Origin of the sequence: Schaalia sp. ORNL0103, assembly GCF_019429565.1 — a bacterium.
Lineage (GTDB): Bacteria > Actinomycetota > Actinomycetes > Actinomycetales > Actinomycetaceae > Pauljensenia.
The window spans coordinates 42405-62440 of the sequence record NZ_JAHXSA010000002.1 but is presented as its reverse complement, the minus strand read 5'-3'; the positions used below and the strand labels follow the sequence as shown (position 1 = coordinate 62440).

At 67.7% G+C, this 20036-nt stretch carries 20 protein-coding genes and 1 tRNA gene; 8 read left to right on the top strand and 13 right to left on the bottom strand.

The window, feature by feature from the left end:
- Positions 1-16: 16 nt before the first annotated feature.
- The 4 genes from JJJ16_RS07545 to JJJ16_RS07530 form a co-directional block, all read right to left on the bottom strand.
- Positions 17-535 carry an endo alpha-1,4 polygalactosaminidase gene (locus JJJ16_RS07545; protein WP_219752052.1) on the bottom strand — a complete coding sequence of 173 codons (519 nt, stop codon included), beginning with the start codon at positions 533-535 and terminating at the stop codon, positions 17-19.
- 139 nt (positions 536-674) lie between these two features.
- A tRNA-Pro gene (locus JJJ16_RS07540) sits at positions 675-748 on the bottom strand.
- A 137-nt stretch (positions 749-885) separates the two neighbouring features.
- A complete protein-coding gene (locus JJJ16_RS07535; RefSeq protein ID WP_219752051.1) occupies positions 886-1866 on the bottom strand; it encodes a metallophosphoesterase in 981 nt (326 codons plus the stop codon).
- Positions 1856-3976: a transglycosylase domain-containing protein gene (locus JJJ16_RS07530; RefSeq protein ID WP_219752050.1), complete on the bottom strand. Its 2121-nt coding sequence runs from the start codon at positions 3974-3976 to the stop codon at positions 1856-1858. Before JJJ16_RS07530 ends, JJJ16_RS07535 begins: the two co-directional genes overlap by 11 nt.
- A gap of 169 nt (positions 3977-4145) precedes the next feature.
- Here JJJ16_RS07530 and JJJ16_RS07525 point away from each other — a divergent pair, with 169 nt between their 5' ends.
- Positions 4146-4496: a WhiB family transcriptional regulator gene (locus JJJ16_RS07525; RefSeq protein ID WP_048774884.1), complete on the top strand. Its 351-nt coding sequence runs from the start codon at positions 4146-4148 to the stop codon at positions 4494-4496.
- 9 nt (positions 4497-4505) lie between these two features.
- Positions 4506-4685 carry a DUF4177 domain-containing protein gene (locus tag JJJ16_RS07520; RefSeq protein WP_219752049.1) on the top strand — a complete coding sequence of 60 codons (180 nt, stop codon included), beginning with the start codon at positions 4506-4508 and terminating at the stop codon, positions 4683-4685.
- 143 nt (positions 4686-4828) lie between these two features.
- Here the strand turns inward: JJJ16_RS07520 and JJJ16_RS07515 are convergent, their stop codons facing one another.
- The 4 genes from JJJ16_RS07515 to JJJ16_RS07500 form a co-directional block, all read right to left on the bottom strand.
- Positions 4829-5512 (bottom strand): Crp/Fnr family transcriptional regulator, encoded by a 684-nt coding sequence (locus JJJ16_RS07515; RefSeq protein ID WP_003791132.1) that lies wholly within the window; start codon positions 5510-5512, stop codon positions 4829-4831.
- Positions 5513-5692: 180 nt separating this feature from the next.
- Positions 5693-6598 (bottom strand): alpha/beta fold hydrolase, encoded by a 906-nt coding sequence (locus tag JJJ16_RS07510; RefSeq protein WP_219752048.1) that lies wholly within the window; start codon positions 6596-6598, stop codon positions 5693-5695.
- Positions 6595-8412, bottom strand: coding sequence for a hypothetical protein (locus JJJ16_RS07505; RefSeq protein WP_219752047.1), 1818 nt, complete (start codon positions 8410-8412; stop codon positions 6595-6597). The genes JJJ16_RS07510 and JJJ16_RS07505 overlap by 4 nt, the downstream gene beginning before the upstream one ends.
- Positions 8413-8466: 54 nt before the next feature.
- Positions 8467-9396 carry a hypothetical protein gene (locus JJJ16_RS07500; RefSeq protein WP_219752046.1) on the bottom strand — a complete coding sequence of 310 codons (930 nt, stop codon included), beginning with the start codon at positions 9394-9396 and terminating at the stop codon, positions 8467-8469.
- Positions 9397-9413: 17 nt separating this feature from the next.
- On the opposite strand from JJJ16_RS07500, the gene JJJ16_RS07495 reads away from it, so the two are divergent.
- Positions 9414-10250: a hypothetical protein gene (locus JJJ16_RS07495; RefSeq protein WP_219752045.1), complete on the top strand. Its 837-nt coding sequence runs from the start codon at positions 9414-9416 to the stop codon at positions 10248-10250.
- A 9-nt stretch (positions 10251-10259) separates the two neighbouring features.
- On the opposite strand, the gene JJJ16_RS07490 is transcribed toward JJJ16_RS07495, so the two are convergent.
- Complete coding sequence (locus JJJ16_RS07490; protein WP_219752044.1) at positions 10260-11030, bottom strand: HAD family hydrolase; 771 nt, start codon at positions 11028-11030, stop codon at positions 10260-10262.
- A 5-nt stretch (positions 11031-11035) separates the two neighbouring features.
- Positions 11036-11920 carry a hypothetical protein gene (locus JJJ16_RS07485; protein ID WP_219752043.1) on the bottom strand — a complete coding sequence of 295 codons (885 nt, stop codon included), beginning with the start codon at positions 11918-11920 and terminating at the stop codon, positions 11036-11038.
- A gap of 259 nt (positions 11921-12179) precedes the next feature.
- Here JJJ16_RS07485 and JJJ16_RS07480 point away from each other — a divergent pair, with 259 nt between their 5' ends.
- The 5 genes from JJJ16_RS07480 to JJJ16_RS07460 all read left to right on the top strand — a co-directional run bounded on the left by JJJ16_RS07480 (position 12180) and on the right by JJJ16_RS07460 (position 15708).
- On the top strand, positions 12180-13292 hold the full coding sequence (locus JJJ16_RS07480) for a TadA family conjugal transfer-associated ATPase (protein ID WP_219752042.1): 1113 nt from the start codon (positions 12180-12182) through the stop codon (positions 13290-13292).
- A 164-nt stretch (positions 13293-13456) separates the two neighbouring features.
- On the top strand, positions 13457-14536 hold the full coding sequence (locus tag JJJ16_RS07475; RefSeq protein ID WP_318836537.1) for a type II secretion system F family protein: 1080 nt from the start codon (positions 13457-13459) through the stop codon (positions 14534-14536).
- Between the two features lie 133 nt (positions 14537-14669).
- Positions 14670-14942 (top strand): DUF4244 domain-containing protein, encoded by a 273-nt coding sequence (locus JJJ16_RS07470; RefSeq protein ID WP_219752041.1) that lies wholly within the window; start codon positions 14670-14672, stop codon positions 14940-14942.
- Positions 14939-15277 (top strand): TadE/TadG family type IV pilus assembly protein, encoded by a 339-nt coding sequence (locus tag JJJ16_RS07465; RefSeq protein WP_219752040.1) that lies wholly within the window; start codon positions 14939-14941, stop codon positions 15275-15277. The genes JJJ16_RS07470 and JJJ16_RS07465 overlap by 4 nt, the downstream gene beginning before the upstream one ends.
- The gene (locus JJJ16_RS07460) at positions 15274-15708 is read left to right on the top strand and encodes an Rv3654c family TadE-like protein (RefSeq protein WP_413243689.1); all 435 of its coding nucleotides are present in this window, start codon (positions 15274-15276) and stop codon (positions 15706-15708) included. Before JJJ16_RS07465 ends, JJJ16_RS07460 begins: the two co-directional genes overlap by 4 nt.
- Positions 15709-16807: 1099 nt before the next feature.
- Here the strand turns inward: JJJ16_RS07460 and JJJ16_RS07455 are convergent.
- From JJJ16_RS07455 to JJJ16_RS07445, 3 genes are read right to left on the bottom strand one after another with little or no spacing between them, the layout of a single operon-like run.
- Positions 16808-18001, bottom strand: a complete 1194-nt coding sequence (locus tag JJJ16_RS07455; RefSeq protein WP_219752039.1) for a S8 family serine peptidase — start codon at positions 17999-18001, stop codon at positions 16808-16810.
- Complete coding sequence (locus tag JJJ16_RS07450) at positions 17995-19434, bottom strand: hypothetical protein (protein WP_219752038.1); 1440 nt, start codon at positions 19432-19434, stop codon at positions 17995-17997. The genes JJJ16_RS07455 and JJJ16_RS07450 overlap by 7 nt, the downstream gene beginning before the upstream one ends.
- Positions 19435-19470: 36 nt before the next feature.
- Positions 19471-20013 (bottom strand): hypothetical protein, encoded by a 543-nt coding sequence (locus JJJ16_RS07445; RefSeq protein WP_219752037.1) that lies wholly within the window; start codon positions 20011-20013, stop codon positions 19471-19473.
- Positions 20014-20036 lie beyond the last annotated feature (23 nt).

Below are 20036 nucleotides of genomic sequence, written 5' to 3'. Positions count from 1 at the left end.
AGTACTTACCTGTTCGTCAGTCCTCCAGCAGTGCAGGGCACAGCTGGCCGAGCGAATACATCGAGGTAGTGAGGCGTGCGATCAGCTCGTTGGCCTCGTTCTGATCGGCGGCGCCCGGGTTCGAGTCGTACTTGTTAGCGAAGTTCACCGTATCCGTCAGGACCGCAGCCACCTTGCCGGCTGCCTCCTTCACATCGGGATTGGTGATCTGAGGCGAGTTGAGCGCCTTGATGGTGGCGTCTGCCATGGCTTTCTTCTGTTCCGGAGTTGCGTCCGTGCTGGCGCTTTCGGAGAAAGATTTGAGCTGGCTCGTCACAAGGCCGCAGGCCTCATCGACGGACTGGCTGGAGTTGCCGGGGGCCTGCGTGGGGGCGGGGGTCTGCGTGGGGGCAGCGTTCTGTGTCGGATCAGCGCTGGCGGTCGCCGCGGGCGCCGGGGTGCTCGGGGTGGCCTTGCGGGACTTCGTGCCGTGGCATGCTGCCATGCCCAGGGGGAGCGTGATGATGAGCATAGCTGCTGCAAGACGACGCTTCATAGAGATTCTCCTCAAAGTGAGTGATGGGTACGACCTCAGTCTAATGGGCGATCGCGCTCTTTCGACCCATTGGTCAGTGATTCTGAGCATAGCGCCTATACAAAAGTCGCCGGGACCAAACGGTCCCGGCGACTACCGGTCGGGGTGGCGGGATTTGAACCCACGGCCTCTTCGTCCCGAACGAAGCGCGCTACCAAGCTGCGCCACACCCCGGTGCCGTTCGAGTATAGCCTCACCCCGTCGAAATTCCCAAACGGAGATGGAGGGAGCGCTCGAAGTGTGGTCCACGCCGCATGTCGTCCGGCCGCGTGGGCTCCAGAAAGCCCGGCAGCCGGTGGCGCGACTCCCTCCTATGCGGGGTGGACGTGCAACAGAGACGCCTCGGGACGCGTTGCGATGCGAATCTTTGCGTAAGGGGAGGTTCCCAGGCCAGCCGAGACGTGCAGCCACGCTTCAGTGCCGTCCGGAGCCTCCCACCGCTTCAAGCCCTTCGCGTAGGGGCGCGAAATGTCGCAGTTCGTGATGATCGCCCCGACTCCGGGAATGCCGATCTGGCCGCCGTGCGTGTGCCCGGCGAGGATCAGGGCCGAGCCTGCCGACGTCAGCGCGGACACGACGCGCGTGTAGGGGGCGTGCGTGAGACCCAGGCGCAGGGTGCCCGGTGCCGCCCATGACGAGGCCGGGGTTCCCATGCGGTCCCGGTGGATATGAGCGTCATCCGTGCCAAGCAGGGACACCGTGCCGGTGGGCAGGCTGATCGTGCCGGCAGCATTCGACAGATCGACCCAGCCGGCCCGACGCATGTGACGCACCATCGGCAGGTAGGGAAGATCGGGAACAACCCGCGCGGGGTGCGGCTTCGATCGTGACAGGTAGCGGCTCCAGCGCTTCGGAATCGGCGAGTAGTAGTCGTTCGAACCGAGCACGAAAGCGCCCGGATAGGACAGGAACGGGCGGTACGCGTCCATCACCATGTCCAGTGCATCCACAGATCCGAAGTTGTCGCCGGTCGCTACGACCATGTCGAAGTGCTCCGAGGCTGCGACATCCGATAGGAAACGCAGGAGGAACTTCTGTCCGGCAAACAGGTGCAGGTCCGCGATCTGGAGGATCGTCACCTCGGGGACGTCACCCTCAACGGGGACGTCGTAGCGGCGCAGCACCGGCATCGTACGCTCGACCGAACCCCACGCGAGCGCCGCGCCGCCCGCGGCCAGGCCAGCGAGACCCAGCCCGCCGACGACCGCTCCCGCAGTGCGCAGGAGGCCACGGCCTCGTCGAGCGGACGAGGCCGTGGCCCCTGCGAGTGCAGACGTGACGTCAGTGGTCATTGCTGTTGGGGGACGCGCTCGGCGCGGGAGTCGGAGTCGCGCCGCGCTGAGGCGTCGTCGCGCCGATGTTCGCGTTCGAGACGGCCTCGACGGGTGTGCCCGCCAGCGCCTGCGTCATGTAGGGCGCCCAGATGTTCTGGCCGACGTAGGTCTCACCGAAGATCTCGCTGTGGTACACGCCGTTGATGACAACGCCGGAAACTTCCTGGGAGGAGTTGTCGCCGTGGCCCACCCATACGGCAGTGGCGAGCGAGGGGGTGAAGCCGGTCAGCCACGTGTTGGCGTGGCCGTCGGTCGTGCCCGACTTCGCGGCGAAGGGACGGCCGTCGCCCAGACGAGTCGACGTGTAGTACTGGCCGGCCGAGGCCGTCAGAAGTGCCGCCGTCTTGTTTGCGAGGTCAGGGGAGATGACCTCCTTGCAGTCCGCTGCAAACTCCTTGAGGACGTTCTCGTCGCGGTCGGTCACGGACTCGATGGACTGGGGCTTGCACTGCTGGCCGGAGTTCGCGATCGTCGCGAACACGGAGGCCATCTGCAGCGGGGAGGCCGACACGGAACCGAGGATGTTGGCGGGGAAGGGAGACGGAACCTCGCCGTCCTCCGTGATGCCCATGTTGTAGGCGGTCTCGAAGATCGAGCAGAAGTCCACGCGCGACGCCATGTTCACGAAGGCCTGGTTGACCGACTGGCCGGTGGCGCGCACGACGTTCATCGTGCCGGTCTTACCCGCGAGGTCGTTGACCTGGTAGCCCTCGGTCGTGATGGAGCGACCGTCGCACTTGAAGGAGCCGTTCGGATAGAAGGTGTTGGCCGAACCCACGGTTTCGTAGGCCGAGTGTCCCTCCTTGAACCACTGCAGGAGCGTGAACACCTTGAAGGTCGAGCCCACCTGGAAGTTACCGTCGGCCGAGTAGTTCGACATCGTCTGGCCGGCCTCGATGCCGTAGGTCGTGTTCTGGGCCATCGCAAGCACCTTGCCGGTGCGCGGGTCCAGCGAGACGAGCGCGTCGTTCAGGCCGGAGGCGTCGCCCACGGGAATCGCGTTCGTCAGCGAGGCGTAGGCCGCGTCCTGCTTCGCGGGGTCCAGCGTCGTGCGGATCGTGATGCCCTGGGTCTTGAGCAGGCGCTCGCGCTCGATGCGCGTTGCGCCGAACGTCGGGTCCTCCAGGAACTGAGAGAGGACGTAGTCGCAGAAGTACGCCTTCGAGGATTCGGCGCCCGAGCAGCCCTCCGAGGACACCGTCGGGTGCAGCATCGAATCGACCGTCGTCGCGACGCCCTCGTCGTACTCTTCCTGCGTGATGACGCCCTGGTCAAGCATCGTTGCCAGGACCGTGTCGCGGCGTTCCTGAGCGGCTTCCGGGTGGGTCAGCGGATCATACTGGACGGGGGACTGGACGAGGCCTGCGAGGAGCGCAGCCTCCAGGTAGTTCAGCTCCGACGCGGACTTGGAGAAGTATCGCTGCGAAGCGGCCTCGACACCGTAGGTGATGGGGCCGAAGGGGGCGATGTTGAGGTAACCCGTGAGGATTTCGTCCTTCGACTGGGTCTTCTCCAATGCCAGCGCGTACTTGATTTCGCGCAGCTTGCGCTCAGTGGTCTGCTCGGTCGCTGCGCTCACCTGGTCCGCGTCGCCCTCGAGGTAGCCGCGCTCTGCCAGCGAGTTACGCACGTACTGCTGGGTGATCGTCGAAGCGCCCTGGCGGCCGCTATCGCCCAGGTTCGTCACGAGCGCACGAGCGATACCCGTGGCATCGACACCGTTGTGCTCGTAGAAGCGCTTATCTTCGATCGCGACGATTGCCTTCTTCATAACGTCAGCGATGTTGGCGCTGGGCACCACGATGCGCTGCTTGTCGTAGAAGTGTGCGATCACGCCGCCGGACGAATCGAGGAGCTGCGACTCCTCGGCCGGGGCCACGGTCTGCAGGTCACCGGGCAGCTCGTTGAAGACGGAGGGGACCGACTTTGCTGCCAGCGCGGTGGGTCCCGCGACGGGGACGAGCATGCCGGCCGTGACGACGCCCATGAGCGAGGACACGCTCAGGAACGCCAGTAGCAGCGCGAGCAGCTGGGCCGGTCGGACAGCGCGAGAGTGAGAGTGCGACATATTCCTAGCTTACGTGTCGGCCCGCTCATCTGGCGTTTGGCGGCGCGTGAGAATTGCCTGATGAATCACCTTGAGGTGCCTTCGACAGTGGTCGCAGCGTTTGCACCGGCACACGTATGTGTGTATGGTCACAGGCAGGGCTCGAAATACAGTGAAGTGGAGTTCCACGATGTCAACGCAAGGCGACGACCAGAGTTGGGTCGCCCGCGCGCTCTGCGCGTCCATCGAACCGGACGTGCTGTTCGTGCAGGGTGCCTCCCAGCGTCAGGTTCGTATGCGCTGCTACGAATGCGAGGTTCGCCTCGAATGTCTCGCCGACGCTCTCGAATCCGAGGCGAACTACGGCGTGTGGGGCGGGCTGACGGAACGTGAACGTCGAGCGATTCTGCGTCACTATCCTCACGCGGACAATTGGCTGGAGTGGCTGCGCACCTCCGACGAGCCGCTCGCCCGTGAGCTCCGCAGCCCCCACGTCCCGAAGGTTCTGTCCTTCGTGCGCCCCCAGTTGACGGGCGGGTAGGATAGAGCCATGACTAAATGGGAATACTCCACGATTCCGCTGCTCACGCACGCGACGAAAGCAATCCTCGACCAGTGGGGCGCCGACGGGTGGGAACTCGTCCAGGTGATCCCCGGTCCTACGGGTTCCGAGAACCTGGTGGCCTACCTCAAGCGTCCGATTGAGGAAGCGCCTGTCGTTCAGAACTGACGCGCGCCAGCTCCGCGCATGAACGAGGCCGTGGTCGGCACGTGCGGAAAACGCACGAGGGACCACGGCCTCGTTCATATCGTCAAGCAAAAGGTTGGGCCCGGCACCTCACGGTGTCGGGCCCAACCTTGTGTAGGCTGCGGTCAGCGAGCGCGACGCGCCAGGCGATCGACGTCGAGGAGGGTCACGGCGCGACCTTCCAGACGGATCCAGCCGCGCGACACGAAGTCGGCCAGAGACTTGTTCACGGTCTCACGGGAGGCGCCGACCAGCTGGGCGAGCTCTTCCTGCGTGAGGTCGTGGGGGACGTGGACGCCCTTGTCGGTCGCGGTGCCGAAGCGATCCGCAAGGTCCAGGAGGGCCTTGGCGACGCGGCCGGGAACGTCGGAGAACACGAGATCCGAGAGGGACTCGTTGGTACGGCGCAGGCGCTGAGCGAGGGCGCGCAGCATGTGCTTGGCCAGGGTCGGGTTGGTGTCGAGCACGTGCATGAGATCCTCGTGCTCGAGGTAGAGGAGGGACGCCGGGGAAACGGCGGTTGCGGTGGTCGAGCGCGGACCCGGATCGAAGAGCGTGAGCTCACCGATGATCTCTCCGGGGCCCAGGACTGCGAGCAGAGACTCGCGGCCGTCGCTGGACGTGTGGCCGAGCTTCACCTTGCCCTCGGTCACGATGTACAGGCGATCGCCGAGATCGCCTTCGTCGAAGAGAGTCTCTCCGCGACGCAGGGTCGTATGACCCATCTTCTGCTGGAGGGACACCTGCTGTGCATCATCAAGGCCACCGAACAGCGGCACCTGGCTGATGAAGTTTCCGTCACCGATCATGGTGCGGAGCTCCTTCCGCTCGTGCCCGATTGCTCGGGCGTTTCGATTTGGATTGCGCAGTGGATCCCATACGTAATACCACTCACGAGGAGGTACCGCGCATCACACCATTATGCCCTATCTATCAGGTGAAATGGGCTTCATTTCGCGTTTTGTGTGACCTGTCTAATGAAAAACCGGTTACTGAGCGTGCGTGCCGACGTGCTCTGACAGAGCCTCGGCCACAGCCTGCGGCGCTTCTTCGGGGAGGAAGTGTCCGGCTTCGCGAATGACGATCTGCGTCAGCGGCGCATCCACGAATTGGGCGTCGGCCGCGTGATCCAGGGCCGACCATGCCCCGTCGTCGCGCCCCACCAGGGACAGGACGGGCACGCGCACAGGCTCCGACAGCAGTCGGCGCTCTTCGCGCGAGATCTTGCGGGCGGCGCTCAGGCCGCGCAGCGCGGTATGCGCCGCGAAGGGGCGACGCAGCGCGGCGCGGTACGTGCCCGACTGGGAGACGAGGGCGTCGACGTTCCCGGGCGAGGCCCACGCGCGGAACACGGTCGTCACGAGAGAGCCCGAACGCAGTGCGCGCTCACGCCCCGTGGGCAGCGCGAGGCGGCCCTGCAGGACGCGGCCACCCGCCCAGGGCGCGCGACCGATCACGGGCTGGACGCCGAGGGGGTGGGGTGCCGACAGGACGGCCACCGATCGCAGCTCGAGGGGCGCCAGGGCGCCGATCATCCACGCGACCGTGCCGCCGATCCCCATGCCGGCCACGGAGAACGAGGCCACGCCGAGGGCGCGCACAACGCCAATCACGTCGTTCGCCATCTGCTGGAGGTCGCAGTCTCCGCGCGTCAGGTCGGAGGTGCCGAAGCCTCGCAAATCGAGGGCGAACACGCGCGAGGTCGACTCCGCGAGTGCGGGCAGGACGTCGCGCCACGCCCACCAGTGCTCGGGGAAGCCGTGCAGGAGGACGAGCGCATGGTCCATGCCCTCGCCCATGTCAGCGACGTGGAATGCGGCGCCGCCAGCGCTCACGTGCCGATGGGTCCACGGACCCTCGAGCTCGATCGCGCTGGCGGGAATCAGAGTTTTCACTTGCGGGCCGCTTCTTTCGCTGCCTTCTTACGGGCGCGCTTGGAGTAGAAGGCGCCCGCCGGGTTGGTGGCCTCCAGCGAGACGCGCAGCGCCTCCTCGGCGCGGCCGGTGCGGCGTGCCGAGTGGGACACGTACGCCAGGCCCATGAGGGCGATGCCCAGCAGGGCGAAGCGGCCGGAGTAGCCGGAGGCCTGCAGGTGGTGCGAGAGGTTCGCGCCCAGCGATCCCGTGTTGGTGAGCGCGGTGAGCGTAGGCAGCACCGACGCCTCGGTGATGCCGGGGGCCATGAGCCACGGCAGACCCACGACGAGAGTCACGATGCCCATCAGCCAGGCGCCCAGTGACGAGCGGCGCGCGGTCACGAAAAGGATCGCGGAGATGACGATCGCGCCGAGGATCTCGCCCAGGGCCACGATCGAGGCGACGCCCGTGTATATGGGAGCGGCGTCCGCCAGAGTCATGCGTGCACCCGCGTCAGCGGCCAGGTACCAGCCGACGGGCACGAGCAGCAGGAAGAGGAGGAAGGATAGCCAGTGTGCGCCCGTGCGCGAGGGCATCTCCGTGATCTCGGGGGCGGCGGAGAAGAGCTCGTCGTCCAGGCTCGAAGGCGCGTCGGACTTGTCGCCGCGCGCGGCGGTCGACGCGATGGCGGCCAGGGTTGCCGCCTCGCTGTCCTCGTCGCCCTCGCCCAGCAGGGAGCGGCGGCGCGGGCGTGCGGCCTCGGCAGCATCCTGATCCTCGAAGGAGTACGAGGCCTCGGTGTTCTGCGTCGGCAGCTGGGTCGTCGGCTCGGTGAAGGGGGCCTCTTCCTCAGCCTCGGGCTTTTCCTCGGCGGAGGTTTCGGCGGGAGCGTTCTCCTCTTCGGCCGCGACCGCGGGAATCGAGGAGGACAGGGTCTCCTCGTCGCCGAAGATCATGGAGCGGCGCGAGGACGGCGAGTGCGCGGAGGCCTCGGCGGCAGCGCCACCGACTGCGGCGACCTTGTCCTCGGCGACCTCGTCCTCGGCCGGCTCGTCCTCGGCCGGCTCGTCCTCGGAGGGCTGATCGTCGCTCGAGGGGGCCTCGGCCTCGTCGGAAGAGTCGTTGGTCGCCTCGTCGTTGGCCTCGCTCAGGGCGGCGGCCGCCTGTGCGGGCGTCATGACGGGGGCGAGTGCGGGCTCCGGATCCTCGGTCACGTCCTCGGCCGCCTCGCCTGCCGCGTCCTCGTCTGCGGAGGAGAGCAGGGAAGCAAAGGAATTCTCGCCTTCTTCCGCCTGGTCCGCGGACGCCTCGGGCTGCTCGCCCTCCTCATTCGACGAGGCGGGGGCGGGCTCGTCGGAAACGGTGTCCTCTGCGGGAGCCTCCTCAGCGGGGGCCTCCTCTGCGGGGGCCTCGTCGGTGGTCTCGGGCTCATCGGTCGCCTCTGCGGACGGCGCGTCGGCCTCGGCAGGCTCATCGGCGCCCCGGTCGGCGACCGGAGCGTCGGCGGGAGACTCCTGCTCAGCCTGCTCCTGCTCGGGGGCGGAGTCGGCCTCGTCGGAGGAAGAAACGACCGGGAGATCGCCCTCGGGGGCGGACACGACGGGCAGCTCGCCCGTGGAGATCTTGTCCTCGATCGTCGGCTTGAGCGGTGCTGCAGCCGGCACGCGGCCCGTCAGGCCGCCGATCGCGACGGCCTCGATTTCGCCCGTGTGGATGGGATCGCTGGACTCGCCGATGATCGCCGACGCGTCGGAATCCTCACCGGGCAGCTCGATTTCCTCACCGGTCAGCACCAGGTTGTCAGGTGCTTCCTCGGCGCGGTCGCGCTGGGCGTCAAACTCGTTATCAGACATGCTTCCTCCTTATATCTGCCCACATATTACGGTCAGGGTGAGCGCTTGCGCGCATTAGCCCTCGGCAGGCCCCTCTTTTGCCGTCGAATCCTCATCCGCCTCGAGCTTCTTGAGCGCCCGCACGCGTGCCCACAGGACGCCCATCGAGGCGCAGCCGGTCGCCATTCCGAGGGCCGCCAGCGGTGGGCTCGCGAGCGCCATCTTCGTCAGCAGGGACGGGCCGGGGACGATCACGTTGCCCGTCAGCGACGCCCACACGGGCAGGACCACGTACGTGGGGAGCACCAAAATGAACCAGCTCGCGATCTGCGTGCCCGTTATCGACCAGCGGGCGCTCACGACGAGCACCGCGAACGCGACGCCCGCTCCGAGCGCGAGCCAGTGCATCGGCTCGAAGCCCTCGGTGACCCCCTCCAGGCCCATGGCCGCCACGTTCGTCGTGTCCGAGGGGGCCGCCGCGACCATCAGCGTGCCCGCCGCGACCGCCGCGGGAAGTGCCACCGTCGTGCCGAATCCGTGGCGGTGCACGCGGGCCAGAGGCACGCGCGTGCTCTTACCGGCGCGCACTCGCACCGACTTGATCGTCAGCGCGCACGCGCCGAGCATGAGCGACATGCACACCGGGTACAGGCACCAGGACACACCCGCGATGACATCCTCGGCGCCCACGGATGACTTCATGAGAAAAGGAAGGCGCGCCACGCCGAAGAACTGGGCCGCCCCCACGACGATCGACCACACGAAGGTCACGACCATGCCCGCGCTCGACTCCTCGCAATTGAGGGCGATGAGGGCCAGCAGCAGTGACGCGAGCGCCATGCCGATGAGCCCTTCGACCGAGGCCAGGGGCTGGCCGACCGAGGCCAACGCCTGTACGTCAACCATCGAGGACCCCAGGAACACCAGGGCGATCGGGGCGAAAACGAACGCGAACAACCCCGAGCGCAGGCGCGCGGAGAGGTTTCGATGCTGCAAAAGCGTCATGCCCCTAGTGTAGAGGGGTGAGTATCGAAGCCCTCGTCGACCCCGCACCCGCCGTGTTGTGCGCGTCGGCAGCCCGCCCCGACGTCGCCTCCGCCATGAACGAGGCCCACGCGGCCCTCGCCGACCTGCGCTTTAGCGAGGGACTGCGCCGAGGCTGGGAGGAAGCGCGCGCGGAGGCCGCCGTGCGCGAAGCCGCCGCCCTGTCCATCATCGAGGGCGCCCGCACGAGCGTCGACGACGTGCGTGCCCTGTCCATGGCTGACGAAGGGGGAGCGGCCTCGGATCCGGGGGCCGCCCTCGCGCTGGGGATCTGGCGCTCGCAGTGGAACCTGGCCTCGCGCTTCCCCGCGCTCAACACGCGATCCCAGGGCGGCGCGCGCGTCGCCCCTACGCCCCTTCCCGCGCTGATCGCGGGACTGCATAGGGATGCCTGCTCGGGGCTCGTTGCCGCCGGCCTCGTCGAGTCGCGGTCCGTCGCCGTGCCCGCCGACCCGTCCCTGCTCGCACCGGCCCTCGCCTACACGCGCGCCGATGCGCCCGGCCTCGCAGTCGCTGCCGCCCTGACCGCCCACTTCCGTTTCCGGCGCGTCTTTGACCCGGCCTCGTCCGTCGTGGGAGGCGGACTCGCGCGCTGGATCCTCGTCACCCGAGGCGTCGACCCGACCGGTGTGTGCGTGCCCAGTGCCTACGACGCGCTCGACCCGGCGCGCGCGGGACGTGAACTCGCCGGGTGGGTGAGCGCCGACGAGGCCGGCCTGGCCCGGTGGATCATCCACTACTGCGCGGGAGTCGTCTACGGCGCCCAGGTGGGGCGCGACGTCGCCCGCCACGTGCAGGCAGGCCGCCTCTCCTAGGGCTGTTTCTCAGCGGCGCAGGAGCGCGCAGGCCGCCGCGCCCACGGCGACGCCGGCGATGAAAGGCACCGCGACCTTCGCGGGCGTGAGAACCTCGCGCGGCAGGACACGCACCGTGGACGAGAACGTGAGGGTGGGCCAGCCTTCGCGCTGCGCCATCTCGCGCAGGCCGCGGTCCGGGTTGACCGCGTAGGGGTGGCCGACGAGGCGTAGGAGCGGCGCGTCCGACACCGAATCTGAGTAGGCCGAACACTCCGACAGGTCCCAGCCGCGCGAGCGAGCCAGGGCCTCGCAGGCATCCGCCTTGCCCTGCGCCTGGTTGAAGTGCGTGATCTCGCCCGTGAAACACCCGTCGTCGTCGACCGCTGCGCGCGAGGCGAGGACCTCATCAGCCCCCAGCATCTGCGCGATGGGGCGCACTACCTGCTCGACCGACGCTGACGCGATGACGACGATGTCGCCCGCGCGCTTGTGCGCCTCAATGCGCGCGAGCGCCTGAGCGTAGCAGACGGGCTGGATCGTGCGCTCGAGCGCGTCCTCGACCGTCGCCTCGAGGAATGCGGCGTTCCAGCCGCGCCCCATGCGCCCCAGCGCCTGCGCCATCTGCTCCATGCGGGACTCGTCCGCGCCCGTGAGCAGGTAGGGCAGCTGAACCAGGACGGAGGTTAGCGCGGTACGACGGTTCATGAGGCCGGCCTCGATGAAGGGGCCAGAGAGCGCCACGTTCGAGGACGTGTCCAGAATCGTCTTATCCAGGTCGAAAAAGGCCGCGCGTACCATTGCGTTTACTCCAGCGTTGGCTCAATCCACAGGGGTCCTCCATCGGATCCCTCTATGCACAGCGTGGCACCTCGGGTGCGCGTTGTCCACAGGGGCGCGCACGCGGGTGGACGGGACAAACGGTGCGGGCGCATCGTCGTCTTATGAACGCCCACGTCACCCCACCTCGAGGAACCGTTGCACTCGTCGGCCTCGCCCCGCCCGACCTCGACGGCGCGCGCGATGCCGCGGTGCTCGCGGGGGCGCGCGTGTGCTCGAACCCTGGCCAGGCCTCGTTGATCCTGGCATCTGCGTCGGCTCCCGTGCCCGAGGGAGCACCCTGCGTGCGCGTCGGGCAGGGCGGTCAGGTGAGGCTGCCCGGGGATAGTGCTCTCCTCGTGTCCCTCATCGCCGAGTCCTGTGCGCGAACTTGCCGCTCGGGCGCAGTATGGGTGGTCGCCGGGATCGCCGGAGGGGTTGGGGTCACCGGCGTTGTGCGGCTGTTGGCAGGCGAGTGCGGGCGTCGTCGGGGTGTCCGAGGGGGTATGCGGCGCGGGGCACGCGGTGCCCGCCGAGCGAGGTCGGGCGAGGCGGTCGTTGTCGACGCGTCCGGGTCCGTGCCCGGTGTCGCGCTCGCGGGTGACCACGACATTCCCGGCGTGCGGTGGGCGGATCTCGACGCTTCCGAAGACTCGTATCTGCCCTCGCTGCGCGAGCACTTGCCCATCGTCGGGGGCGTGCGGGCCCTCGTCGGGGATGCGCGCGGCGGGGCCGGCGCGGACGACCCGCGGGTGGTGGCCGCCTGTCGATCCCTTGACGCGCCCCTCGTCGTGGACGCGGGCCGATGGGATGAGCGAGCCGCGAGATGCGTGTCCGCGATCCATACCGACGCGCTCGTCTTGGTCACCCATGGGGACCTGGAGGGAGCAGCCGCACTGTCAGCGACATGCGCGGCGGTTCCCCCTCCATGCCCCGCGATCACGCTTGTGTGCGCTGGCGAGCGATGGGGCCCCGGCTTGCGGGAGTGTACCCCCGGGCCCATCCTGCGCGCCCCCACTCGCCCCGGGCGGAAACTGCGCGGCCTCATGCGCGCCCTCGATTCCGTTTCCTCCTCGAGTGCAGGTGGGGCTGCTCCATCAACGGGCGGGCTACTCGAGATCGAGGCGCGCCATGCGTGACGCGCTACGCCTGCTCGCCCGCGGTGAGGACCCCGCTCGTGCGGCCGCCGCGTGCTCTCCGCCCGGCAGCGGAGCCGCCGCGGTCACCTCCACGCTGGAGACGCTGCGCGCCCGGCAACGCGGCATGGACCCGCCCCTCGCGCGCCTCCTCGACGACCCAGCCGTCACCGACGTTCTCATCAACGGCACCCAGGCGTGGGTCGACCGAGGAGGCGGCCTCGTGCGCGTGGACGCCGGTATCAGAGACGAGGTGGACGCCCGCCGCACCGCCATACGCCTCGCCAGCGCGTGCGGCGTGCGCCTCGACGATGCGCGCCCCATCGCGGACGGAACCCTGCCCGGGGGCGTGCGCCTACACGCGGTCCTCGCCCCCGTGTCGGGATCGGGCACACTCATCTCCCTGCGCGTCCTCGGCACCCGTCGGCTGGGGGTCGCGGATCTCGAGGCCTGCGGGACTCTGCCCGGCGCGGTGGGGACGCTCCTGCGCTCCCTCGTCGCCTCGCGCGCCAACGTCCTCGTCAGTGGGGCGACAGGAAGTGGGAAAACGACGCTCCTGAGCGCCGCGCTCGCCCTCGTCCCCGCCGGTGAGAGGATCGTCTGCGTCGAAGAGGTCGCCGAAATCGCGCCCGCTCACCCGCACTGCGTGCACCTCATCGAGCGCGCACCCAATGTCGAGGGGAGGGGCGCGGTCACCCTCGCCGACCTCGTGCGCGCGGCCATGCGCATGCGCCCCGACCGCCTCGTCCTCGGCGAGTGTCGAGGCCCCGAAGTGCGCGACGTCCTCACCGCCCTCAACACCGGGCACGACGGCGGATGGGCGACGATCCACGCCAACGGGACGCGCGATGTGCCCGCAAGGCTCGCTGCCCTTGGAGCGCTGGCCGCCATGAGCGAAAGCGCCGTCGCCGCCCAGGCCGCCAGCGCCATCGACGCCGTCCTCCACCTGCGCCGAGCCCCCTCCGGGCGCCGCTGGGTGTCCGAGGTCGGGGTCCTCACGCGCGCTCGTGGGTCACTCGAGTGCGTGCTCGCGCTCAGCGCCACCGCCGATGGCTGTGTCACCACGCACGAGGCCTGGGCCTCCCTCGCCCGAAGGGTCGGGCTATGAGGGCTGGTTGGGATGCGTTCATGGACTGCCTTGGCCTTGGCGAGGTGGTGGCGGTCAGTGTGTTCGTTATATGCGTGGTTGCATTGTGTTGTCAGTGTTTTGGGGCAGTGTATCGGGGAGCGCGCGAGAAGCACATCGCGCGCGCATGGGCGCGGCCGACGCGTGTGTGTAGCCCGCGGCGCGAGGCCCGGGGGCGGTGGGGTCGGCTCATCCCCGGGCCGGGACGATCCGCGCGTCACCGAGGCCGCGCTCAGGGCCCGCCCACCCCGCGAGAGCTCTCCCTCCTCGTCGCCGAGGTCGCGACCCGTCTGCGCGCGGGAGCCCCCACCTCCCTTGCCTGGGGTCTCGCATTGGCGCGCATCGATGCGGGAGGGAGTGTCGGCGCGGAGGATTCCTACCCGGCCGTCCTCGACGAGTGGGCGCGCGCGCCGACGCGCTGGCGCTCCCTGTGCAGAGCAGAAAGGGCACCGGGCGCGGCCGCATCCCGTGTGAGCGCCGCATCCGTCGCCCTCGCCTGCCGATTCAGCCACGACCTCGGCGCGCCCCTCGCCGACGTGCTCGACGCGATCGGCAGCGCGATAGACGATGCACAGGCGCTCGAGGAAGCTCGTCGCGTTGCCGCCGCGGGCCCGCTCATGTCCGCGCGTGTCCTCGCGGCCCTTCCCCTCGTGGGGATCGCGTGTGCGCTCGCGCTGGGTGCCTCGCCCTGGCAGTTCTACACGGGAGGTGGGGCGGGGCGGATGTGCGCCTTCGTGGGTGTGGCCGCGTGGGGGGCGGGTGTCGCCTCGTGCCGACGGATCCTCGCCCGGTGCAGGCGCGTCGAGGAGGGGATAGACGGCGCGCTCGCCTGCGACCTTGTTTCCTCCGCCTTGGCCTGCGGCGCGGCGATCCCCCGCGCTCTCGACGCGTTGGCCGACGCCTGCGTCGACGAGGCGCTGTCGTGGGCCGCCGCATCGCTGCGGCTCGGGGCGACCTGGGCGGACGCCTGGGAGGATGCGCCCGAGTGGAGCCATCCCCTGCGCGATGCGCTTGAAGCCTCGTGGACCAGCGGAACCGCCCCGGAAACGCTGCTCGCCCGCAGTGCCGCGTGGGAGCGCCGATCTCGTCTCGTCGATGCGAAGGCGCAGGCCGAGGAGCTGAGCGTCCGCCTCGTTGGCCCGCTCGGCGTGTTCTTCCTGCCGGCCTTCCTGGCCCTGGGCATTGCGCCCCTGCTCGCGCATCTCGTGGGAGGAATCGGTGTGTAGGCGTGTTATCCACAGGGGTTGCGGGGCCCCCTTACTTATCCACAGGGGTGCGAATCCGCGTGGAGTTGCGAGGCGATCCCCGCGCACACTGGCCCTGCGCGCGACCGCGCGCGACGAAAGAAAGGACAGATCAATGACGATCATCGACAGAATCGACTGCGCCGCCACGCGCGCCCAGCTCATCGCGATGGCGGCCGTGCAGGAGGGAGCTCGGGCCCTGCGGCCCCGGACCACGGCCGAGCCCACCGAGGGGCGAGACCCCGAGGAGGGTGCGACCACCGTCGAGTACGCGATCGGCACCATTGCCGCCGCCGGATTCGCGGGCCTGCTCATCGTGATCCTCAAATCGGACACCGTGCGCGCCGCCCTCGAATCCATCATCCAGGAGGCGCTCAACACCCGATGAACAGCGACGAGAACGGATACGTCACCGTCGAACACGCCATCGGCTTCGTCGCCGTCACCCTCGTCGTCGGCGTCATCGTCGCCGCCGCGCAGGCCGGGATGACCGGAGCCTCCCTGTGCCAGGCGGTGCGCGAGGGTGCCCGGGCCGCCTCCATCGGACAGACCGACCCGCAGGGAGCGGCCTCGGCCGCCTACCCGCCCGGATCCTACGCGGTTGCGCGCTCCGGCGGGTGGGTGAGCGTCACCGGCACCGCCCCCTACCGCGGGGCGGCCGGCTGGGTCGGGGGCATCGCCCGATGCTCGGTGACCACCATCGACGAGGGGGACCTGCCGTGACGCTTGAACCGACAGCCCCGCGTGCAGCTGTGCATGGACGCGGGGCTGTCGCGGATAGGTGGTGTACCGGCGACCGTTGCGGCGAGGAAGGATCCGGGACCATCAATTCCGTGGGGCTCATTGTCTTGGCCCTCGTGCTTGCGGTTGTCCTTGGCGGGGTTGGCGTTGCTCACCGTGAGCGGGTGCGCCTGCAGGCCGTCGCCGACCTGGCGGCCCTGGCGGGGGCAGAGCAGTCAGCGACGGCTGGCTGGGAGGACGTGGGGGAGCGGCCATGCGGGGCGGCCTCCGCCGTCGCTGTGGCGAATGGCGTGGGCGTCCAGTCCTGCGAGGTGCGCGATCTCGACTGCCTGGTGGTCCTCACGCAGCCAGTCAGAATCGCTGGTATTTCAACGAATGTGAGCGCCCGGGCGCGCGCCGGACCGGAGCGGTGAAAAATTCTCAGGAAATTGCCAGGTTTGTTCAATGGTTCCCACAGGCGGGGTCCGTACATTAATAGTCATCAAGCCAAGGGCGACACCCACAAAGGGTGAGCCAAGAAAGGGAGCGCATCGGAAGACTTGCACTGTGTTGATGGGATACTCGAAGGGGTCGGCCTTATGGCCGGCCCCTTCGAGTATGTGCTGATGCGTTCCGTGTGCCGAGGCCTGCTAGCTGCCTGTGCTTGTCGCCATGGACGTGGGCCCGCTAATGCGCACGTGGGCCCGATGACATGTGCGTGGGTGCGACACCTCGCACGTGAACCCGATGATATGCGCGTGGGCAGCGCCACCCACGCGCACATCTAGAGGTTTACGTGCGTATTAAGGGGTTGACGCGCATATTCAGCGGTTTGCGTGCGACCAACACACCAGGTCAGGCACCGTTGTGCCCAAAACGCAGACCACTTCAGCCACAACACCCTAGTTTCAATGTTTTTCACCGAGGTGGTCTGCGATTTGGGCGCCTTACCGCCCCGAACTGTGACCTCGCCGCCACCAGACGGGGGAATTTGCACCATGAGGGGCGCGACACGCCGGCGACACGCCGAAGGGTAGCTCCTAATGGTGCAAAACCCCCACCGCCGGCATGGAGGGCGCCGGAGGGACCGCAGGGCCTGACTGCGGCACTCGTGGGCGGCACCGACACCACCGCCAGATAAATTTCGCACGTAATTTATCGTGGTCATTTTTCGAGGTGCCTCAAAAACGTTGCAATTCCAACGACGCAAATTCGAAGTTTGAATGAGTCATCGAGGAATTACGTGCGGAATTGCTGGTTGACAGCCATAGCTGGGCATCAGGGCAACGCACCGAGCAACATCAGCCGCGAAGGCCCCACCGGCGTGGAGGACACCGGAGGGACCGCAGGGCCTGGCCGCCGCCCACGGGCACACCAAGCAGCCCGGCCCCATGGCCGGGCCCGGTGCCCAGAAAATCTGCGGGTCCACAAACAACAACCAGCGCCACACAGCAACACGTAGTGTTCTATAACCCCGGATGTGCGGTGCCCGGCACCCTTCGATGTGCGCAGGCGCCCCGCGTCCCCGTTGGCTTACTTGCCGTGGTAGCGCGGGCTGGTCCCCAGGTGGGTGGGGTAGTGGTTAAGATGGTCGCCGACCACGCCCTCGTCGAAGCCGCGGTACGTGTAGGAGTTGTCGTAGGCGATCTCACGGGGGGAGACGACCCCGTCCACGTACTGCTGGATCTCCTCGGGCGTGGGTTCTACATCCGGGCGTTTAGTCATCAGGGGGTTCTCGTCCGGGTACTGGCTGGGGTCCGTATTGACCATGGCGCCGGGGTCAGCGGGGCCGTAGCCCGTGCGATCGTTCCACGCATGATTAGGGTTCGTCCCGGTGTGGACGAGGAGCTGGAGCAGCTGGTTCGGGGTCGCCTCGGGCCACTTCTCGTGGGCCAGAGCCACGAAGCCCGAGACCAGCGCAGTGGACACCGAGGTGCCCGTCACCGTCGTGTTTGCTCCCGTCGAATAGTCGCGCACGGTCGCGGTGCCCACGGCCGCCGATACGAGGCCTTTGCCGCTGGAAGAAGAATCGACCACCTTTCCTTGGGTGTCGATCGCTCCGACGCCGGCGACGCCCGACCACCAGGACAGTGCAAATTGGTCGGAGTACCTGCCTGTGTTACCGGCTGCGGCAATGACAACGACGCCCTGGGAGATGGAGCGGGCCACCGCCCACTTCAGGGCGTCTAGGCTTTCGTCGCTGGATACGGACATGTTGATGATCGTCGCCCCGTCGTTCATGGCGTGGTTCATGAGGGAGGCGTAAGTGTCCTTGGTGACGCCAACAACGGAGTCGTCGTTGCAGTCCTCCCCGGACGTGTCACCCTGGGTGGTAAACGACATGCGATACGACAGGATCGTCGCGTCGGGGGCAACGCCGTAGGCATCCGAGGCAATGATCGAGGCCATCGCGGTGCCGTGCGTCTTGCTCTGCGTGCTGGAGGTGACGGTGCAGGGAGTCTTGTCGGTGATATTCGTTTTCGCCAGCTCGGGGGCTGTCGTGTCGACCTCGCCGTCGATGAGCGCGATCGTGACCCCTTTACCCCTCAAGCCCATGTTGCGGGCTTCGCTCAGGTAGTAGTAGGCAAAATACGGCTGGTCAGCTGCCGTGATCGGGTCGGCGGCGTGCGCGGGGCCGGTCGGCAGCGCGGTGGCTCCCGTGGCGAGCGCCAGGGTCGAGGCCGTGACGCCGAGCAGGCGCGCCGTGCTGATGTTGCGTGTCACCATTGGCGGGGATCCCATCCGTCGTCTTTGCGTGGTGCGGGTGAAAGGTCCTTGTCGGACCCGTAGGTCTGTGACAGGGGGTTCACGTAGCCCTCGGGCAGCTCGTCCTCATCGTCCTCAAAGCGGAACGCGGTGTACCTGTGCCGACGAGCCTTGCGGTCTTCCTTGCCCTTGCCACCCGCACCGGCACCGGCACCCATGAAGCCACCCGTGCCGGGGCGCCCGGCCGCGCCGCCAGCACCAGCTGCGCCCGCGCCGCCCGCAACGCCCGTGCCTCCCACTCCGGCTCCAGCTGCTCCTGTGGTGGCGCTGTTGAGAGACAAGCTGCCGCGCATCCCCAGAGCGCCCGCGCCGAGTGCGCCCGCGCCGAGTGCGCCGGCGCCGAGAGCACCCGCGGCAAGGGCACCGGCACCGAGGCCGGAACCCTTTGCCGGGCCGCCGTTCAGACGCCACAGCGGATGATCGCGGTCGATGGGTGAGGCGGGGGTGTGTCCGCCGATCACGCCGTTTGCGTGCCGGTCTCCGTTCACTCGAGAATGCAGCAGATCGATATTCATAAGATCGTTCGGGTCTGTCACGGGGTTGAGACGAGAGCCGAGTTCGCCTTCGGGCACAAACGTGTTCGGGATGCGCTTCGACGACATGATGCGATCGCTGATTCGGCCGCCTTCGTCGTAACCATCCGGATACACGCCAGACTTCGGGTCGCGTTGGTCGGAGCGGCCAAAATCAGTGTCGCGGTCCCCACCGTAAACGCTTGGATCGTGGGGAGACACCGGCACGTTGCCCCGCTTGATTTCTTTAACGACGGGGGTGGGTGACGGGGGAGGAACGGGGAACTGCGTGCCGTCCTTAGAGCTGGGGATCTTCTTCATTGCTTCTGTGCACTCACGCAGAGAAGAGGCAAGCGAGAACGAGGCCCTTCTCATTTGGGCGAGAATCTCTGCGGATTTCTTCTCGCGCGCCTCGTTCGCCTGCGCTTCGACGGCATTAACGTAGGCCTCGCCCGTTGTCGCGAGGGAGTTAATTGGAAGACCGAAAAAGCCCATGTTCTTCGTATACGGGATGACGACCTGCGCGAGGTCGCGCATCGCCGCGGTCTTTGAGTCGAGGAGGGCGGTTGGGAGGAGCCGCGCGTCCTCGGCGGCGTGCTTCAGCATGCGGCGCGCTTCCACGTAGTGCGAGAAGCCGCTGACGTACCCCGTGAATTCAGCGTCATATCGGGACAGTGAGGCCTCAAGCCACTTGTTGATGGCCTCACCGGTCAGGCCTTGAAACCCCTGATGCTGGCGGAAATGCGTCACTCGCTCGATCATGTCTGCGAGCCCTTCAATGGTCTGCCTATGAAGGGGGTCGTGTTTTTCGAGCTGGCTCAAGCCTGCTTCGGCTGCTTGGGCGAACCGCATCAGCTGCTCGTATTTCGGGCTGGCAACCATGAAACCTCTCCTTGTGCCTGGAACCGCAGGGGAATATTACTGGCCGGTGATCGTGGGGCCGCCGGGCGCGGATTGGCCGAAGTGGGACGGACCCGAATGCGTGGCGTCCGCGGCCGCGGATGCTCCGGTTGCCTCGGTTGCCAACGTGTCGGATCCGTCAGTCTGGATGGGAGCACCGCTTTCATCGGCCTCCTGAGCGGCGGAGGCACCCGCCTGTGGCAGTCCCTTTCTGAGCTTCTCTCTGATCTCAGGGTTGGTAATGCTGTCCTGGATACGTTTCAGTTCATCGCCTGTGGATTCGTTGACGCGAGCGAATTCTGCGATGGCGAGGTCGACGTTCGTGCCGAACTCGTCCAGAGCGTCTTTCTCCTGACGGAAGGCTTCGTTGCAGGCAGAGAAGAAGTTGGCGACGGCCGTGCCAAGAAGCTGCGCCGCAGGTTCGGGCGTCCAGTCTTGCGCGGTCTGTCCTTTGGCTAGGTCCCCGACCGCTTGAGAGCTCTTCTGCAAGCCTTCCTCGCCCTGAGGAACGTCAGACTCCGTGAGCTTGTGATCTGAGGAGTTGAAAGCGACGTCAGCCATGGCTTACCTCCTGTCTGAAGAAA

Bases quoted from the DNA above. Each gene is read 5' to 3' on its own strand.
- JJJ16_RS07545 (WP_219752052.1), bottom strand. From the start codon at position 535: ATGAAGCGTCGTCTTGCAGCAGCTATGCTCATCATCACGCTCCCCCTG.
- JJJ16_RS07535 (WP_219752051.1), bottom strand. From the start codon at position 1,866: ATGACCACTGACGTCACGTCTGCACTCGCAGGGGCCACGGCCTCGTCC.
- JJJ16_RS07530 (WP_219752050.1), bottom strand. From the start codon at position 3,976: ATGTCGCACTCTCACTCTCGCGCTGTCCGACCGGCCCAGCTGCTCGCG.
- JJJ16_RS07525 (WP_048774884.1), top strand. From the start codon at position 4,146: ATGTCAACGCAAGGCGACGACCAGAGTTGGGTCGCCCGCGCGCTCTGC.
- JJJ16_RS07520 (WP_219752049.1), top strand. From the start codon at position 4,506: ATGACTAAATGGGAATACTCCACGATTCCGCTGCTCACGCACGCGACG.
- JJJ16_RS07515 (WP_003791132.1), bottom strand. From the start codon at position 5,512: ATGATCGGTGACGGAAACTTCATCAGCCAGGTGCCGCTGTTCGGTGGC.
- JJJ16_RS07505 (WP_219752047.1), bottom strand. From the start codon at position 8,412: ATGTCTGATAACGAGTTTGACGCCCAGCGCGACCGCGCCGAGGAAGCA.
- JJJ16_RS07500 (WP_219752046.1), bottom strand. From the start codon at position 9,396: ATGACGCTTTTGCAGCATCGAAACCTCTCCGCGCGCCTGCGCTCGGGG.
- JJJ16_RS07490 (WP_219752044.1), bottom strand. From the start codon at position 11,030: ATGGTACGCGCGGCCTTTTTCGACCTGGATAAGACGATTCTGGACACG.
- JJJ16_RS07485 (WP_219752043.1), bottom strand. From the start codon at position 11,920: ATGGGTGACCAAGACGAGCGCGTCGGTATGGATCGCGGACACGCATCT.
- JJJ16_RS07480 (WP_219752042.1), top strand. From the start codon at position 12,180: ATGCGTGACGCGCTACGCCTGCTCGCCCGCGGTGAGGACCCCGCTCGT.
- JJJ16_RS07470 (WP_219752041.1), top strand. From the start codon at position 14,670: ATGACGATCATCGACAGAATCGACTGCGCCGCCACGCGCGCCCAGCTC.
- JJJ16_RS07465 (WP_219752040.1), top strand. From the start codon at position 14,939: ATGAACAGCGACGAGAACGGATACGTCACCGTCGAACACGCCATCGGC.
- JJJ16_RS07455 (WP_219752039.1), bottom strand. From the start codon at position 18,001: ATGGTGACACGCAACATCAGCACGGCGCGCCTGCTCGGCGTCACGGCC.
- JJJ16_RS07450 (WP_219752038.1), bottom strand. From the start codon at position 19,434: ATGGTTGCCAGCCCGAAATACGAGCAGCTGATGCGGTTCGCCCAAGCA.
- JJJ16_RS07445 (WP_219752037.1), bottom strand. From the start codon at position 20,013: ATGGCTGACGTCGCTTTCAACTCCTCAGATCACAAGCTCACGGAGTCT.